The organism is Bifidobacterium sp. LH_426 (assembly GCF_056356875.1).
The window spans coordinates 65,130-79,691 of the sequence record NZ_JBKEVB010000009.1; the positions used below are offsets into that span (position 1 = coordinate 65,130).

The 14,562-nt window shown below is 66.6% G+C and carries 11 protein-coding genes and 1 pseudogene; 6 read left to right on the forward strand and 6 right to left on the reverse strand.

All coding sequences use genetic code 11. The features are described 5' to 3' along the window. Positions 1 to 125 precede the first annotated feature (125 nt). Positions 126 to 1,226: pseudogene (locus AC1AYD_RS08910) on the reverse strand (ABC-F family ATP-binding cassette domain-containing protein); the annotation flags it as partial. A gap of 192 nt (positions 1,227 to 1,418) precedes the next feature. After that, the gene (locus tag AC1AYD_RS08915) at positions 1,419 to 2,183 is read right to left on the reverse strand and encodes a type 1 glutamine amidotransferase (RefSeq protein ID WP_476545010.1); all 765 of its coding nucleotides are present in this window, start codon (positions 2,181 to 2,183) and stop codon (positions 1,419 to 1,421) included. Positions 2,184 to 2,272: 89 nt separating this feature from the next. Here AC1AYD_RS08915 and cysS point away from each other — a divergent pair, with 89 nt between their 5' ends. From cysS to rimM, 6 genes are all read left to right on the forward strand, one after another. Continuing rightward, positions 2,273 to 3,922, forward strand: a complete 1,650-nt coding sequence (cysS, locus tag AC1AYD_RS08920) for a cysteine--tRNA ligase (protein ID WP_476545012.1) — start codon at positions 2,273 to 2,275, stop codon at positions 3,920 to 3,922. 148 nt (positions 3,923 to 4,070) lie between these two features. Continuing rightward, complete coding sequence (gene ffh, locus AC1AYD_RS08925) at positions 4,071 to 5,711, forward strand: signal recognition particle protein (protein ID WP_476545014.1); 1,641 nt, start codon at positions 4,071 to 4,073, stop codon at positions 5,709 to 5,711. Between the two features lie 156 nt (positions 5,712 to 5,867). Then, on the forward strand, positions 5,868 to 6,929 hold the full coding sequence (locus tag AC1AYD_RS08930; RefSeq protein ID WP_476545036.1) for an endonuclease/exonuclease/phosphatase family protein: 1,062 nt from the start codon (positions 5,868 to 5,870) through the stop codon (positions 6,927 to 6,929). A gap of 188 nt (positions 6,930 to 7,117) precedes the next feature. Continuing rightward, a complete protein-coding gene (rpsP, locus tag AC1AYD_RS08935; protein WP_476503033.1) occupies positions 7,118 to 7,576 on the forward strand; it encodes a 30S ribosomal protein S16 in 459 nt (152 codons plus the stop codon). A gap of 106 nt (positions 7,577 to 7,682) precedes the next feature. Further along, positions 7,683 to 7,916: an RNA-binding protein gene (locus tag AC1AYD_RS08940; RefSeq protein ID WP_034530099.1), complete on the forward strand. Its 234-nt coding sequence runs from the start codon at positions 7,683 to 7,685 to the stop codon at positions 7,914 to 7,916. A gap of 70 nt (positions 7,917 to 7,986) precedes the next feature. Then, positions 7,987 to 8,586, forward strand: coding sequence for a ribosome maturation factor RimM (gene rimM, locus AC1AYD_RS08945; RefSeq protein ID WP_476545037.1), 600 nt, complete (start codon positions 7,987 to 7,989; stop codon positions 8,584 to 8,586). Between the two features lie 79 nt (positions 8,587 to 8,665). On the opposite strand, the gene AC1AYD_RS08950 is transcribed toward rimM, so the two are convergent. The 4 genes from AC1AYD_RS08950 to AC1AYD_RS08965 all read right to left on the reverse strand — a co-directional run bounded on the left by AC1AYD_RS08950 (position 8,666) and on the right by AC1AYD_RS08965 (position 14,460). Continuing rightward, positions 8,666 to 10,708, reverse strand: coding sequence for an ABC transporter ATP-binding protein (locus AC1AYD_RS08950; RefSeq protein WP_476545015.1), 2,043 nt, complete (start codon positions 10,706 to 10,708; stop codon positions 8,666 to 8,668). 1 nt (position 10,709) lies between these two features. Continuing rightward, a complete protein-coding gene (locus AC1AYD_RS08955) occupies positions 10,710 to 11,630 on the reverse strand; it encodes an ABC transporter permease (protein ID WP_476503031.1) in 921 nt (306 codons plus the stop codon). Positions 11,631 to 11,646: 16 nt separating this feature from the next. Further along, complete coding sequence (locus AC1AYD_RS08960; protein WP_476545016.1) at positions 11,647 to 12,618, reverse strand: ABC transporter permease; 972 nt, start codon at positions 12,616 to 12,618, stop codon at positions 11,647 to 11,649. Between the two features lie 108 nt (positions 12,619 to 12,726). Beyond that, positions 12,727 to 14,460, reverse strand: coding sequence for an ABC transporter substrate-binding protein (locus AC1AYD_RS08965; RefSeq protein WP_476545018.1), 1,734 nt, complete (start codon positions 14,458 to 14,460; stop codon positions 12,727 to 12,729). Positions 14,461 to 14,562: the final 102 nt, after the last annotated feature.

Sequence of the window (14,562 nt, forward strand, 5' to 3'; positions counted from 1 at the left end):
TCGCCGGAACCGTCGGCCGCGCCGCCGTCCGCGCCCGCCGCGGAGGCGTCCACGCCGATGGACTCGCCGCCGGTGTTCCTGCGGCGCACAGCGCGATCGTCGTCCGACGTCGCGGCGCCGCCCTCCGCCTCGGCCTTCGCGCGCGCCTCCTCGGCGGCGGCGACCGCCTCGGGCACGCCGGCGTCGACCAGACGCGGGTCCGTCATATCGGTCACGGCCACCTCGACCGAGCCGTGCAACTGCGGTTCCGCGTACATCGGTTCCACCACGTCCACACGGGAGGCGGATTCGGCGAGCGCGGCCGCGTCCGGATCGACTTCGACGTCGGTCTTCTCGAAGATCTGCGTCACGTCGACGAGGTCGACGACCTGCTTGCCGAGGCGCGAGGTCGCCATCTGCTTGAGCTCGAGCGTGTTGCGCATCGGCGGCACGTCGGCGATGAGCTCTCGCGCGGCCTTGACGTGGAACTTCTGCTTGGTGGAGCGGGCGCGGGCGCCGCGCGACAGCCAGGCGAGCTCCTTGCGCGCGAGGTTGCGGCGCTTCGTCTCGCGCACGTCGGCCTGACGGTCGCGTTCGACGCGCTGGAGCATGTACGCGGAGTAGCCGCCCTCGAACGGCTCGATGACACCGTCGTGCACCTCCCACATCGATTCGCATACCTCGTCGAGGAACCAGCGGTCGTGGGTGACGAGCAGCAGCGCGCCGGCGCCCTTCGACCAGCGGTTCTTCAGGTGTTCGGCGAGCCAGTGGATGGTGACGACGTCGAGATGGTTGGTGGGCTCGTCGAGCGCGAGGATGTCCCAGTCTTTCAGGAGCAGTCGGGCGAGGTCGGCGCGGCGGCGCTGGCCGCCGGACAGGGAGCCGACCTTCGCGTCGAGGCTCATGCCGCCGAGCAGCGCCTCGACGATCTCGCGGGAGGTGTTGTCGGACGCCCACTCGTAGTCGGCGCGCCCCTCCAGCGCGGCCTCGCGGATCGTGGCGTCGTCGTCGAGCGGATCGCGCTGGTCGAGCATGCCGAACGTGAGTCCGCCGCGTTTCGTCACGCGGCCGGAATCCGGCTCCTGCGTGCCGCGGAACAGGTGGAGCAGCGTGGATTTGCCGTCGCCGTTGCGGCCGACGATGCCGATGCGGTCCCCTTCGAACACGCCCTGCGTCACGTCGGTGAAGATGGTCTTGGTGGCGAAGGCGAGCGAAACGTGTTCCAGTCCAATATCGTAAGTCGGCATAAGCCACTAACTTAGCGCCACCACCGGGCATCGCCGCCCCTCACGCCCCACGGCACCCCTCCCGCACCCCATGGTGCGCTCTTTCTCCCATGGTGCGGCAACACACTTTCTCCATAATGGCGGAATGACGCCATTCCCGCTCACCGCACCATGAGGGGTTTACCGCACCATGGGATGGAAAGGCGGGGGAAATCAGCAGATGACCGGGTCCTTGGGGGCGTTCGCGCTCGCCTCGCGGACGAGACGGCGCGCGTAGCTGTTGCAGCGGGCGGCGAACCCGGTGAACACCTGGTCGGCGAGCGGGTGCAGCAGCGGGTTGTATTGCGCGAAGTCCTCGCGCAGCTTCGACTTAGAGCCGCCGGCGGCCTTCAGGTCCTTGACCATGCTCGGCTCGTCGAGCCACTCCTCCATCAGGGCGGAGCTCACCTCGAGATGAAACTGGAGGCCGAGGGCCGATCCGGCGCGGAACGCCTGCACCTTGGTGAGGGGCGAGCGGGCGAGCAGCTGTGCGCCCTCGGGGAGCCCGACCACGTCGTTGTGCCAGTGCAGCACATTGATCTGCTTGTCCCACATGGAGAAGTAGTCGTGCTTGTCGACGCGCTTGATCGGCGCGAACCCAATCTCCGGCTGTTCGCCGCGGTGCAGTTTCGCACCGAGCGCGGTGGCGATGATCTGGTGGCCGAGGCATACGCCGAGCACCGGCTTGTTCACGGCGATGGCGGCGCGCGTCAGCTTCGCCTCCGCCTTCAGGCCGGGATACTTGTCATAGTCGGTGGCCCCCATCGGACCGCCCATGATGACCAGGCCGGCGACCTCGTCGAACGAGGGGAGGTCGGGTTTCTTCTTGTCCACCACGTTGAGGATCTGATAGCCGAGGCCGATCTCGTCGAAGGCGGTGGCGATGCGGCCGGGCTTCTCCCATGGGACATGTTGCAGAACAAGCACTTGTGGCGTCATGTCTCCTATTGTGGCACGACCCACGTAAACGACGGGCGCGTCGGCCATCCGGTTGCGCCCGTCGCCGTCCGCACATACTCTGTTGACTTATGGGAAACAGCCAAGAACCGCATGATTTCAGCACTTCCGTGATGCCGAGCGCGTTCACTCCGGTGAAGGTCGCCAAGGCCGCCGCGGGCCTCAAGCTCTACGACACCGCCTCGCATACGACGAGCGTGTTCACGCCGATCAAGCCCGGCGAGGTGGGCATCTACGTGTGCGGCGCGACGGTGCAGTCGTCGCCCCACATCGGCCACATCCGCGCCGCCGTCGCGTTCGACATCGTGCGTCGGTGGTTCCTCAAGCTCGGCTACAAGGTCACGTTCGTGAGGAACGTCACGGACATCGACGACAAGATCCTCGACAAGGCCGCCGCCGCGGGCCAGCAGTGGTGGGCGCGCGCCTACTACTACGAGCGCGAGTTCACGCACGCCTACGAGACGCTCGGCGTGCTGCCGCCGACGGTCGAGCCGCGCGCGACCGGCCACATGTCCGATATGATCGACCTGATCGAACGCATCATCGCGAACGGCCACGGCTACGTGGTGACCGACGCGGACGGCAAGCCGACCGGCAACGTGTACTTCGACGTGGCGTCGTGGCCGCACTACGGCGAGCTGACGCACCAGAAGCAGACCGCCGAGGTGGACGAGGCGGCGGCCGTGGCCGACCGCATGGGCCCGTCCGTCGACGCCGCCGGCGACGACAAGTACAATCCGGTCGATCCGGCCGATGCCTCCCCCGACAAGCACGACCCGCGTGATTTCGCCCTGTGGAAGGCCCCGAAGGACACCGATCCTCAGGACGCCCGCTGGAGCACCCCGTTCGGCGTGGGCCGCCCGGGCTGGCATATCGAATGCTCGGCGATGAGCCACCGCTACCTGAAGGACGGATTCGACATCCACGGCGGCGGCCTCGACCTGCGTTTCCCCCACCATGAGAACGAGATGGCGCAGACGCGCGCCGCCGGCTACGATTCGGCCGCCCGCTGGATGCACTCCGCGTGGGTCACCGCGAAGGGCGAGAAGATGTCGAAGTCCCTCGGCACCGGCCTGTCCGTGCCGAGCGTGCTCGCCGAACATTCCGCGTGGGTAGTGCGCTACGCGCTGGGTTCCGTCCAGTACCGTTCGATGCTGGAGTGGTCCGATCAGGCGCTCGTCGAGGCGCAGGCCGCGTACGACCGCATCGCGAACTTCATCGAACGCGCCGGCGTCGCGCTGGGCGGCCAGCCCGCGCGCGACGAGATCGAGGCCGTCTCCGCCGACGATCTGCCCGCCGACTTCACGGCCGCGATGAACGACGACGTGAACGTCTCCGGCGCGACCGCCGCGATCTTCACGGCGATCCGATCCGGCAACACGCTGCTCTCCAAGCTCGCCGACCACGCCGACTCGGACGAGGCCCGCGCCGAGGTGCGCGCCTCGCTCGTCGCCGTGCGCACGATGCTCGATACCCTGGGCCTCGACCCGCTGGCCGAGCCGTGGGTGTCCGCCGGAGCCGCGGGCGGCGCTGGCGACGGCGCCGGCGAGTCGCCGGAGCATGTGGCGTTGGAGAAGCTGATCGGCGAGCAGCTGGCCGCACGCGCCGAGGCCCGCAAGGCGAAGGACTTCGCGAAGGCGGACGCGATCCGCGATGCGCTGGCCGGAGCCGGCATCGCCATCGAGGACGGCCCGCAGGGCTCCACCTGGAGCCTCAAGTAGGCGGATGCCGCGCCTGAGGGAGAGACTGTGAACGGGGTCGACCGGTCTCTCCCTCCGACCTCGCTTCGCTCGGCCACCTCCCTCGTCAGAGGGAGGCAAGGAAGGTGCCCCTTCGTTTTCCCCCGCCACGGCTAGACTGTTGCCCATTATGGCAGCATTTAGTTCTTTGACTGACAAGCTCTCGAATGCGTTCAAGCATCTGAAGAGCAAGGGCAAGCTTTCCGAAACGGACATCGACGGCACGATCCGCGAGATCCGCCGCGCGCTGCTCGACGCCGACGTGGCGCTCGAAGTGGTGCGCCCGTTCACCGCGCATGTGCGCGAACGCGCGCTCGGCACCGAGGTGTCCGACGCGCTGAACCCGGCGCAGCAGGTCGTGAAGATCGTCAACGAGGAGCTGACGGCGATCCTCGGCGCGGGCGTGGACCGTCCGCTGAACTTCGCGAAGAACCCGCCGACGATCATCATGCTCGCCGGTCTGCAGGGCGCCGGCAAGACGACGCTCGCCGGCAAGCTCGGCTACTGGCTCAAGGACGCGGGCCACACCCCGCTGCTGGTCGCGGCCGACCTGCAGCGTCCGAACGCGGTCACCCAGCTCCAGGTGGTGGGCGAGCGCGCCGGCGTGCCGGTGTACGCCCCGGAGAAGGGCGTGCAGTCAGACGGCGGCGACGCGGTGTCCGCGCCGGGCCAGACCACCGGCGACCCGGTGAAGGTGGCGCGCGATTCGATCGCCTTCGCCAAGCAGAAGCTGTACGACACGGTCATCATCGATACCGCCGGTCGTCTCGGCGTCGACGAGGAGCTGATGAAGCAGGCGCGCGACATCCGCGACGCCGTGAACCCGAACGAGATCCTGTTCGTCATCGACGCGATGATCGGCCAGGACGCGGTGCGCACCGCGAAGGCGTTCGACGAGGGCGTGGACTTCACCGGCGTGGTCCTGTCCAAGCTCGACGGCGACGCGCGCGGCGGCGCCGCCCTGTCGGTCGCGTCCGTGACCGGCAAGCCGATCCTGTTCGCCTCGAACGGCGAGGGACTGAAGGACTTCGAGGTCTTCCACCCGGACCGCATGGCATCCCGCATCCTCGACATGGGCGACATCCTCACCCTGATCGAGCAGGCGCAGAAGCAGTTCGACGAGAAGCAGGCCCGCGAGGCCGCGGCGAAGATGGCCGAGGGCGAGTTCGGTCTCGACGACTTCCTCGAGCAGCTGCAGCAGGTCCGCAAGCTCGGTTCGATGAAGTCGCTGCTCGGCATGATTCCGGGCATGGCGGCCCATCGCAAGGAGCTCGAGCAGTTCGACGAGCGCGAGATCGACCGCACGGAGGCGATCATCCGTTCGATGACGCCCGAGGAGCGTCGCAACCCGAAGATCATCAACGGCTCCCGCCGCGCCCGCATCGCCTATGGCTCCGGCAACACGGTCTCCGCCGTCAACGCGCTGCTCCAGCGGTTCGAGCAGGCCGCGAAGATGATGAAGCGCATGTCGAACAAGGCCGGTCTGGGCGGCGGCGTGCCCGGCTTCGGCGGTTCGATGGGCGGCGGCAAGAAGAACAAGAAGGCCAAGGGCAAGAACAAGAACAAGAAGGGCCGTTCCGGCAATCCGATGAAGCGCGAGGCCGAGGAGAAGGCGTTGCGTGACCGTCTGTCCGGCAAGAAGTCGGGCGGCTCCGCGTTCGCCAAGCCGCAGAACCCGGCCCTGCCCGCCGGCCTCCAGCAGGCGCTGGACGCGAACGGCGGCGAACTCCCGCCGAACCTCGGCGGCGGCCTGGCCGGCCTGCTCCGGTAGACCACGTCTCGGCTCCCCTTGTCAGGGGAGCTGTCGCCGAAGGCGACTGAGGGGTAGTCCATCCTTGGTCGGTCTCTCCCCCAGTCAGCCTACGGCTGCCAGCCCCCTCGACGAGGGGGCCTATTTAATTGTCCTCAAGAAAGGTGTCTGTTCATGCTGGTCTGGTTGCTTTGGGGCGTGATGATCGTCGGCATGCTGTGGGTGCTGCTCAGCGAGCTGCCCGCGGGCATGGAGGCGCGCATGCCGTTCCCGTACATGATCGCCCTGATCCCGTTCCTGTGGGTGCCGCTCGTCGCCTGCGCCGTGGTCGCCGGAATCATCCACGCGTGGGGTCCGATGTGCTGTCTGCTGGGCGTCGCCCTGTCCGCTTCGACCCGCCGCATCGCGTATTGGGGCACGGACCCGCATCCGCGGCGGGAGCGCCGCACCGAGGCCATGGCGCGTGACGCATCCCGTGAAACGTCGCGTGAAACGGATTCCGACGATCGTGGAACATCGCGTGAAACGTCACCCGCCGAACCGCCGTCGTCGCTCACGCTGATGACGCTCAACTGCCGCTACGGACGCGCCGACGCCGCCGCGATCGCGCGCGAGGCGCGCATGCGCGGCGTCGACGTGCTCGCGCTGCAGGAGGCGACCGACGACCTGCTCGCGCGTCTCGACGCGGCCGGCATCGCCAATCTGCTCCCCTACCGCCAGTCCGGCGAGTCGAAGGAGACCGACAACGGCGGGTTCAACGTGATCCTCTCCCGCGTCGAACCGGACGACGCCACATCCGACGCGATCGCCATCCCGGCGGCCGACGTGCCGTCAATCACCCTGCCGATGGCGGGCGGACGCGACGTGACATTCGCGTCCGCGCATCCGAAGTCGCCGATGAGGGGGCCGCGCGAATGGTCGGCGGGCATCATCGGTCTCGGTGGACTCGCCAAGGCCGCGAAGCAGGAGGACCACGCCATCGCCGTCGTGCTCGGCGACCTCAACTCCTCCACCGAGCATCCGAGCTTCCGCGCGCTGCTGAAGACCGGATTCCACGACGCGAGCCTCACCCAGGCGAAGGGACCGAACCTCACGTTCCCCCGCTGGCTCAAGTGGCCGCGCATCGAACTCGACCACATCCTCGCCACGCGCGGGGCGGACTTCGACGCCGTCGCATCGTTCGAGATCCCCGAAACCGACCATCTCGCGCTGACCGCCCGCCTCACGGTGCGCGCGTAGAGACGCACGTACCGAAGCACGCGCATAGGCGTGTCGCGAGTCCGGGGCACGGCGCTATAATGAACCGGTTATTCGCGAGTGCGTGGCGCCCTCTACACCCCGTGCCGCGAGGAACACGTGGGCTCGGCGAGCTGCGCCCCACAATGCGAACCGAACACACACCCCTGATATTTTTAAGGAGAGCCACTTTGGCAACCAAGATTCGTCTGAAGCGCATGGGTAAGAAGTTCTACGCGTTCTACCGCGTGGTCATCATGGATTCCCGTACCAAGCGCGATGGCCGCGCCATCGAGGAGATCGGTACCTACGATCCGAACACCCAGCCTTCCACGATCAAGATCAACTCCGAGCGCGCCCAGTACTGGCTCGGCGTCGGCGCCCAGCCGACCGAGCAGGTCTACAAGCTGCTGAACATCACCGGCGACTGGCAGAAGTTCAAGGGTCTCGACGGTGCCGAGGGCACCCTGAAGACCGTTGAGGCCGGCCCGGACGCCGCCGCCCGCGTCGAGGCCGTCGAGGCCGAGGCCCAGAAGCTCAAGGCCGCCAAGTCCGAAGCCGAGGCGAAGGCCAAGGCCGAGGCTGAGGCCGCTGCCGCCGCCGAAGAGGCCCCGGCTGAGGAAGCCGAGGCTCCGGCCGAGGCCGAGTGAGCCACGCCGCAAGGCGTACTTGACGACGACATTGCCTTCGACGCGGTAGGCTGAGTAATCAGCGACCCGTGGTCGAAGGCAATGCTGCATAGAAAGGCTGATTGGAATGCTCGCACAGGCAGTGGAACATCTCATCAAGAACATCGTCGATTTCCCGGACGACGTGTCCGTCAAGTCCCATGAGAACGCGCGCGGCGAACTGCTTCGCGTGCGCGTCAACCCGGAGGACATCGGCCGCGTCATCGGCCGTTCCGGTCGCACCGCCAACGCGATTCGCACCGTGATCCAGGCGCTGTCCGACCACAAGGTGCGCGTCGACATCATGGACGTGCGCCACTGAACCGACTGGCGAGGCCGACGGACGACTAGGTACTCGATGGGGTACACTGCTTGGCATGGCAGATCAGAATATGCATGACGACCCTCAGCAGCTCGAACTGCTGAGGGTCTGTCGTATCGGACGGGCGCAGGGCATGAAGGGCGAGGTCACCGTCCAGGTGTTCACCGACGAACCGGAATGGCGCTTCGAGCCCGGTTCCGTGCTCTACTCGAAGGACGGAGAAACCGAATACGTGGTGGAGTCCTCGCGCACGTTCAAGAAGCGCTGGATCATCAAGCTGGAGGGCTGCGACAACCGCGACGCCTCCGAGGCGCTCAACGGCACCGAACTGTACGGCGAGGCCGACGATCCGGACGAGATGCTCGAAGCGGACGAATGGTACCCGAAGGACCTCATCGGACTCGAGGCCCGCATGGCCGAAGGCAACGGCCTCGGCGTGGAGGAGGGCCACGTGGTCGGCAAGGTGGTCGACGTGATCGACTCCCCCGCCCAGTCGCTGCTCAAGATCAGGCTCGCCGAACCGGTGCAGGTCGGCACGGCGAAGGACGGCACGCCGGTCATGGAGAAGACCGCGCTCGTGCCGTTCGTCGACGAGCTCGTGCCGGACATCGACGTGGAGGAGGGCTACCTCACGCTCGACCCGCCCGGCGGCCTGATTCCGGGACTCTGACCGGGCGAGCTCGAACCACCCGAGCCACCCAGACGAAAAGCGAGGCTGTGACCGGACGCGGTCGCAGCCTCGCTCGCATTCACACTTCCGCGACCCAGTGATCGGCGTCGCCGACCCGGTGCAGCGCCGGCACATGTCCCTCGCGGATCGCCTGCGCATAGGGGCGGTGCGCCGCCGGATCGCCGTCGCGCCCGCCGCGCCCGCCGTGCAGTCCGGTCGCGGCGTGGCGGCGACGCGGGTCAGGCACGGGAATCGCGTCGAGCAGCTCCCTGGTGTACGGGTGCAGCGGGTTATTGAACAGTTCCTCGCGGCTGCCGCTTTCCACCACGACGCCCAGATACATGATGACGATCCGGTCGCACAGGTGCTCGACGACGCTCAGGTCGTGCGAGATGAACAGGAACGCCGTCCGGCGGATCTCCTTCAGATCGCTGAACAGGTTGATGATCTGCGCCTGGATCGACACGTCGAGCGAGGCGACCGGCTCATCGGCCACGACGAAATCGGGGCACAGCGCCATCGCGCGGGCGATGCCGATGCGCTGCCGCTGGCCTCCCGAGAACTCGTGCGGGTAGCGGTCGAGCGCGTCGGCGTTCATGCCGCAGATTCCGAGCATCCGCACGACCTTGTCGCGCACGTCGTCCTTCGTGGCGAGCCCGTGCTCGACCATCGGCTCGCCGATCGCGTCGACGATCGGCAGCCTCGGGTTGAGCGAGCTGTACGGGTCCTGGAAGATGTACTGCATCTGCGGGCGCAGCGTGCGCAGCTCCTTGGGCGGCAGCGCGAAGACGTCGCGCCCGCGGAACCGCACCTCGCCATCGGTCTTGGATTGCAGGCGCAGGATCGTCTGTCCGAGCGTGGTCTTGCCCGAACCGGATTCCCCGACGAGGCCCACGGTCTCGCCGGCGTTCACCGTGAGGCTCACGTCGTTGACGCCGCGCACCACATCGGTCGTCCGGTTGAACAATCCGGTTTTGATCGGGAAGTACTTTTTGAGATGGCTCACCTCGACGAGCGGCGCGTTCGGGTCGCCGAGGTCGCGGTCCGACAGGTCGACGTCGTCGAGACCGCCGAGCGCGTCCATCGTGTCCGTCGCGTTGCCGGCGTCCGTCGCGGCCGCGGCGGGACCGGCGTGGCCTGCGGACGTCCCGTCCGCGGCGCCGCCGTCCGCCGTCGCGCCGTCGAAACCGTACCGTTTGCTGAAGAACGTTCCGTCGGACAGGTCGGCGAATTCCGGCGCGATGTCGCGTACGGTCGCGAGACGGCGGCGACGGTCGCCGATCACGGGCCTGGTGGCGAGCAGCGCCTTGGTGTACGGGTGCGTCGGATGGTCGAAGATCGCGTAGACGTCGCCCTGCTCCATGATGTGGCCCTCGTACATGACGACGACCTTGTCGGCGACTTCCGCGACCACGCCGAAATCATGCGTGATGAACAGGATTGTCAGGCCCATCTCCTGTTTGAGCGAGAGCAGCAGGTCGATGATCTGCGCCTGGATGGTCACGTCCAGCGCGGTGGTCGGCTCGTCGGCGATGAGCAGCTTCGGCTCGCAGCTCAATGCGATGGCGATCATCGCGCGCTGCACCATGCCGCCGGACAGCTCGTACGGGTACAGCCGCATGATGCGTTCCGGGTTCGGCAGGCCGACGCGTTCCAGCCATGCGATGGACTTGCTCCGCGCCTCCTTCTTGGTGACGTCCATGTGCGTCAGGATCGTCTCGACCATCTGGTCGCCGATCGTGAACACCGGGTTGAGCGAGTGCATCGGCTCCTGGAAGATCATCGAGATGCCTTCGCCGCGCAGTCGCTGCAGTGATTTGGCGTCCATCGCGAGCACGTCCCGTCCGTCGAAGACGATGCTGCCGGAGTCGATGCGGCCCGGCCGGTCGATCAGGTTGATCGCCGACATCGCGGTCACGGATTTGCCGGAGCCGGATTCGCCGACGATGCACGTCACCTCGCCGCGCGGCACGTCGAACGTGACGCCGTCGACGGCCGTGCGCACGCCGCCGTCCTCCTGCGGGAAGGACACGTGCAGCTCCTCGATGCGCAGCAGCGGGCCGTCGCCGCGCTGGTTCCGGTCGTTCCGGTCGTTCCGGTCGATGATGTTGTCGCCCGACAATTCACGCCTCCTTCGAGCGGGGGTCGACGACGTCGCGGATGCGGTCGCCGAGCACGTTGATGCTGACCACGGTGATGAAGACCGCGAATCCCGGCGGAATCCACAGCCACCAGCGTTTCTGGAAGTCCATGAGGTTCGAGGCGACGGCCATCATGTTGCCCCACGAGGCGTTCGGCGGCATCACGCCGAGGCCGAGGAAGCTCAGCGTCGACTCCATCAGGATGCCGCCGGCGACGCTCAGCGTGGTCTGCACGATGAGCAGCGGGTAGACGTTCGGCATCAGATGGTGGAACAGGCGGGACCGGGTGCTCAGTCCCAGCGCCTCGGTGGCCTTCATGTAGAGCTCCTCGCGCAGCGACAGCACCTCGCCACGCAGCATGCGGGCGATGCCGGGCCATCCGATGAGGCTCAGCATGACCATCACCACGTAGATGCGCGAATCGGCCGGCACCTTGAACGCGGAGAGGAACGCCGCCATGATGATGAGCAGCGGCAGGCTCGGGATGGACATGAGCAGGTCGGCTACGCGCATGACGACCGCGTCGACCAGTCCGCCGAAGTAGCCGGAGACCACGCCGATCAGCGCGCCCAGCACGATCGACATGACGGTCGAGAGGATGCCGATGAGCATCGAGACGCGACCGGCGTACATGAGTCGGGTGAGCACGTCGCGGCCGTAGTCGTCGGTGCCGAGCCAGTGCGCGAGCGTCGGCGCCTGTTCGGCGACGCGCACGTCGAGCTGGTTCTGACCGTACGGGCTGAACAGCGGGCCCAGATAGCTGAACACCAGCATGAAGATCAGGATGCCGATCGCGATCTGCGCGGCACGGATGCGCACGAGGTCGCGCGCGTAGCGGCGCCACAGCGGGAGCGTGCGGTCGGTTTTCTTCGATTTCGCCGTCTTCGGTTTCGTCGTCTTCATCGTCGTCACCCCCATCTCACGCCTGCACCTTCTGCGCGAGCCTGACGCGCGGGTCGGCGAGCGAATAGGCGATGTCCGCGAGGAAGTTGCCGAGGATCGTCAGGAACGACAGCAGCAGCGTGCAGGTCATCAGCACCTCGTAGTCGCGGGCGTTCAACGCTTCGAGCTGGATCGGGCCGATGCCGGGCCATGCGAAGATCTGCTCGGTGATGATCGCGCCGGAGAACAGTCCCGGCAGCTCGAAGCCGAGCAGCGTGATGGCGGGCAGCATCGCGTTGCGCAGCGCGTGCCGGTACACGACGGCATGCTCCTTGATGCCGCGGGCGCGGGCGCATTTGACGAAGTCGGCGCGCAGGGCGGTGAGCATCCCGGAACGGAAGTACCGGGTGAGCGACCCGGCGGAGAAGAAGGCGAGCAGCAGCACCGGCAGGATCATGTGGCGTCCGACCTCGAGCGCATGGGCTAGCCCCGTGCTGGTGCTGCCGGTGTCGATCATGCCGCCGACGGGCAGCCAGTGCAGATCCACGGCGAAGAACTTGATCGCGAGAAGCCCCACGAAGAACGAGGGGAACGACATCGAGGCGAACACGACGATCGTGACGATCTTGTCGATGGTCGAGTACTGGTGGGCGGCGGAATACACGCTGATGATCACGGCCACGGTCCAGGCGACGACCATCGCGGCGAGCGCGACGATGAACGAGTTGAACATGTACGTCTTGAGCAGGTCGGTGACCTTCTCGTTGTATTTGAGCGACCAGCCGAAGTCGCCGTGGAGCACGTTGCCGAGCCAGATGAAGTAGCGCTGCAGCGGCGGCTTGTCGAGTCCGTACAGGGCGCGCAGCTCGGCGAGTCGCGCCGGCGTGAGCTTGCGGTTGCCGGAGAAGAAGTCGCCCGGCATCAGGGCGAAGAGGAAGAAGACCAGAATCGAGAGGAGGAACATCATCACGATCATCTGGCCGAAGCGTTTGAGTGTGTATCGAACCATGGGGAAGCTTTTGTGTCTCGGGGGTCATAGGTTGGTCCCGTGACGCCCGGCGAGGGGCGTCACGGGACCGTTCGATGGCGTCAGAGCGTCACCGGAGCGTCGGCCGCGTCACTTGCTGGCGATCTCGAGCTTGGCGAGCACCTGGGAGACGTCGCTGTTGCCGGTGGAGTACTTGTCGGCGCCCTTGATGCGGGCGTTCCAGGCGCTCACGGACTGGCGGTAGGCCAGCGGGATGGTCGGCACGTCGGCGTTGAGAAGCTTGTAGATCTTCGCGTAGATCTCCTTGCGCTTGGCCTTGTCCTGGGTGGAGATGCCCTCCTTGGCCAGCTTGGTGACCTCGGGGTTGTCATAGCCGGTCAGGTTGACGCTCGGGTTGGTGCTGTAGAACTCCTTGATCGCGTCATCCGGATCGACGAGGCCGTTGGTGCGGAAGCCGCCGACCAGATCCCAGTCGCCGCCCTGCGTCCAGCGCTGGATGATCGTATCGCCGTCCAGCACCTCGGGCTGGAAGTCGACGCCGATGGCCTTGTAGTTCTCGGTGGCGATCGGGACGACCTGGTCGTCGTCCTTGCTGGTCAGGTAGTGGATGGTGAGCTTCTTGCCGTCCTTGACGCGGATGCCGTCGGAGCCTTCCTTCCAGCCGGCCTCGTCGAGGAGCTTCTTGGCCTTGTCGGCATTGAACTTGTACGGGTTCACGCCCTTGTCGGTGTAGGACCACTGGGTGGGCGCGGCGTAGACGTTGGCGACTTGGCCGAAGCCCTTGTAGGTCACGTCGATGATCTGCTGGCGGTCGAGGCCGTAGACGAGGGCCTGACGCACCTTCTTGTCCTTGAGGATCGCGTTCTTGTTGTTGATCCAGATCTCGCCGATGTCGGGCACGGTGGATTCACGCACGGAGGCGAAGCCGAAGGACTTGAGCTGGTCGACGTTGTCCGGGTCCGGGGAGAAGCCGTCGAAATCGGTCTCGCCGTTCTGGAAGTTGGCGAGCGCGGTGTCCTTGGAGGTGACCTTGAAGATCAGGTGGGCAATCTTCGGCTTGCCGCCGTAGTAGTACGGGTTCGCGTTGTAGCGGATCTCCTGGCCGTCGACGTACTTGTCGAGCTGGTAGGGGCCGTCGCCCATCGGCTTGGAGTACAGGTCCTTGAGGTAGTCGAGCTTGCCCTTCTTGTAGTCCTTGCCGTAGTAGGCCTTGGAGAGCACCTGGCCGCCGAGCGTGGTCAGCGCCAGCGGGTTGACCTTGGTGGTCTCGATGGTGATGGTCTGGTCGTCCTTGATCTTGATGCCGGAGATCGAGTCGGCGCTGCCGTTCTTGTATTCGTCGGCGCCCTTGATGCCGATGTCGGTGAAGTCGGCGCTGCCGGAGTAGGCCGGGTCGTTGAGCAGGGTGAGCGTGAACGCCACGTCCTTGGTGGTCAGCGGGCTGCCGTCGGAGAACTTGAGGTTCTTGCGCAGGTGGTACGTGTAGTCGAGGCCGTTGTCGGAGACCTCCCAGGATTCGGCCAGGTCGGGGATCGGGTTGCCGGCGGTGTCAGTCAGGACCAGCGAGTTGAAGATCGGCTGCGTGGCGTTGCCGTCCCAGCCGTTGTCCTGGAAGTAGGGCAGGAACACGCCGCTGGGCGAGCTGATGGTGGCGACGAACGTGTCCTTGCGGGCGTTGGCCTTGGCGGGGCTCTTCGAGGCGTCGCCGGTGGCGACGATCTTGTTGAGCTTGCCGTCCACCGTCGTGGGCGTGGACGTGGTGGTGGTCGCGTTGCTCGCGCCGCATCCGACGAGCAGCAGGGCGGCCACGCCGGCCGCGAGCGCCGAGACGGCGCGCGTGGCGAAGGTCGTTTTCTTGGTCATATGCGTTTTCCTCTCATTCGATTCGCACGAGAGGTATGGAATCGACGACCCGTCCCCCTCGCGTCATCACCGCGCAAGAGTAATACCTCGTTTCGAGCCCCG

Excerpts from the sequence above, each read along its gene's own strand:
- AC1AYD_RS08915 (WP_476545010.1), bottom strand. The coding sequence starts at position 2,183 with ATGACGCCACAAGTGCTTGTTCTGCAACATGTCCCATGGGAGAAGCCC.
- cysS (WP_476545012.1), top strand. The coding sequence starts at position 2,273 with ATGGGAAACAGCCAAGAACCGCATGATTTCAGCACTTCCGTGATGCCG.
- ffh (WP_476545014.1), top strand. The coding sequence starts at position 4,071 with ATGGCAGCATTTAGTTCTTTGACTGACAAGCTCTCGAATGCGTTCAAG.
- AC1AYD_RS08940 (WP_034530099.1), top strand. The coding sequence starts at position 7,683 with ATGCTCGCACAGGCAGTGGAACATCTCATCAAGAACATCGTCGATTTC.
- rimM (WP_476545037.1), top strand. The coding sequence starts at position 7,987 with ATGCATGACGACCCTCAGCAGCTCGAACTGCTGAGGGTCTGTCGTATC.
- AC1AYD_RS08955 (WP_476503031.1), bottom strand. The coding sequence starts at position 11,630 with ATGAAGACGACGAAACCGAAGACGGCGAAATCGAAGAAAACCGACCGC.
- AC1AYD_RS08960 (WP_476545016.1), bottom strand. The coding sequence starts at position 12,618 with ATGGTTCGATACACACTCAAACGCTTCGGCCAGATGATCGTGATGATG.
- AC1AYD_RS08965 (WP_476545018.1), bottom strand. The coding sequence starts at position 14,460 with ATGACCAAGAAAACGACCTTCGCCACGCGCGCCGTCTCGGCGCTCGCG.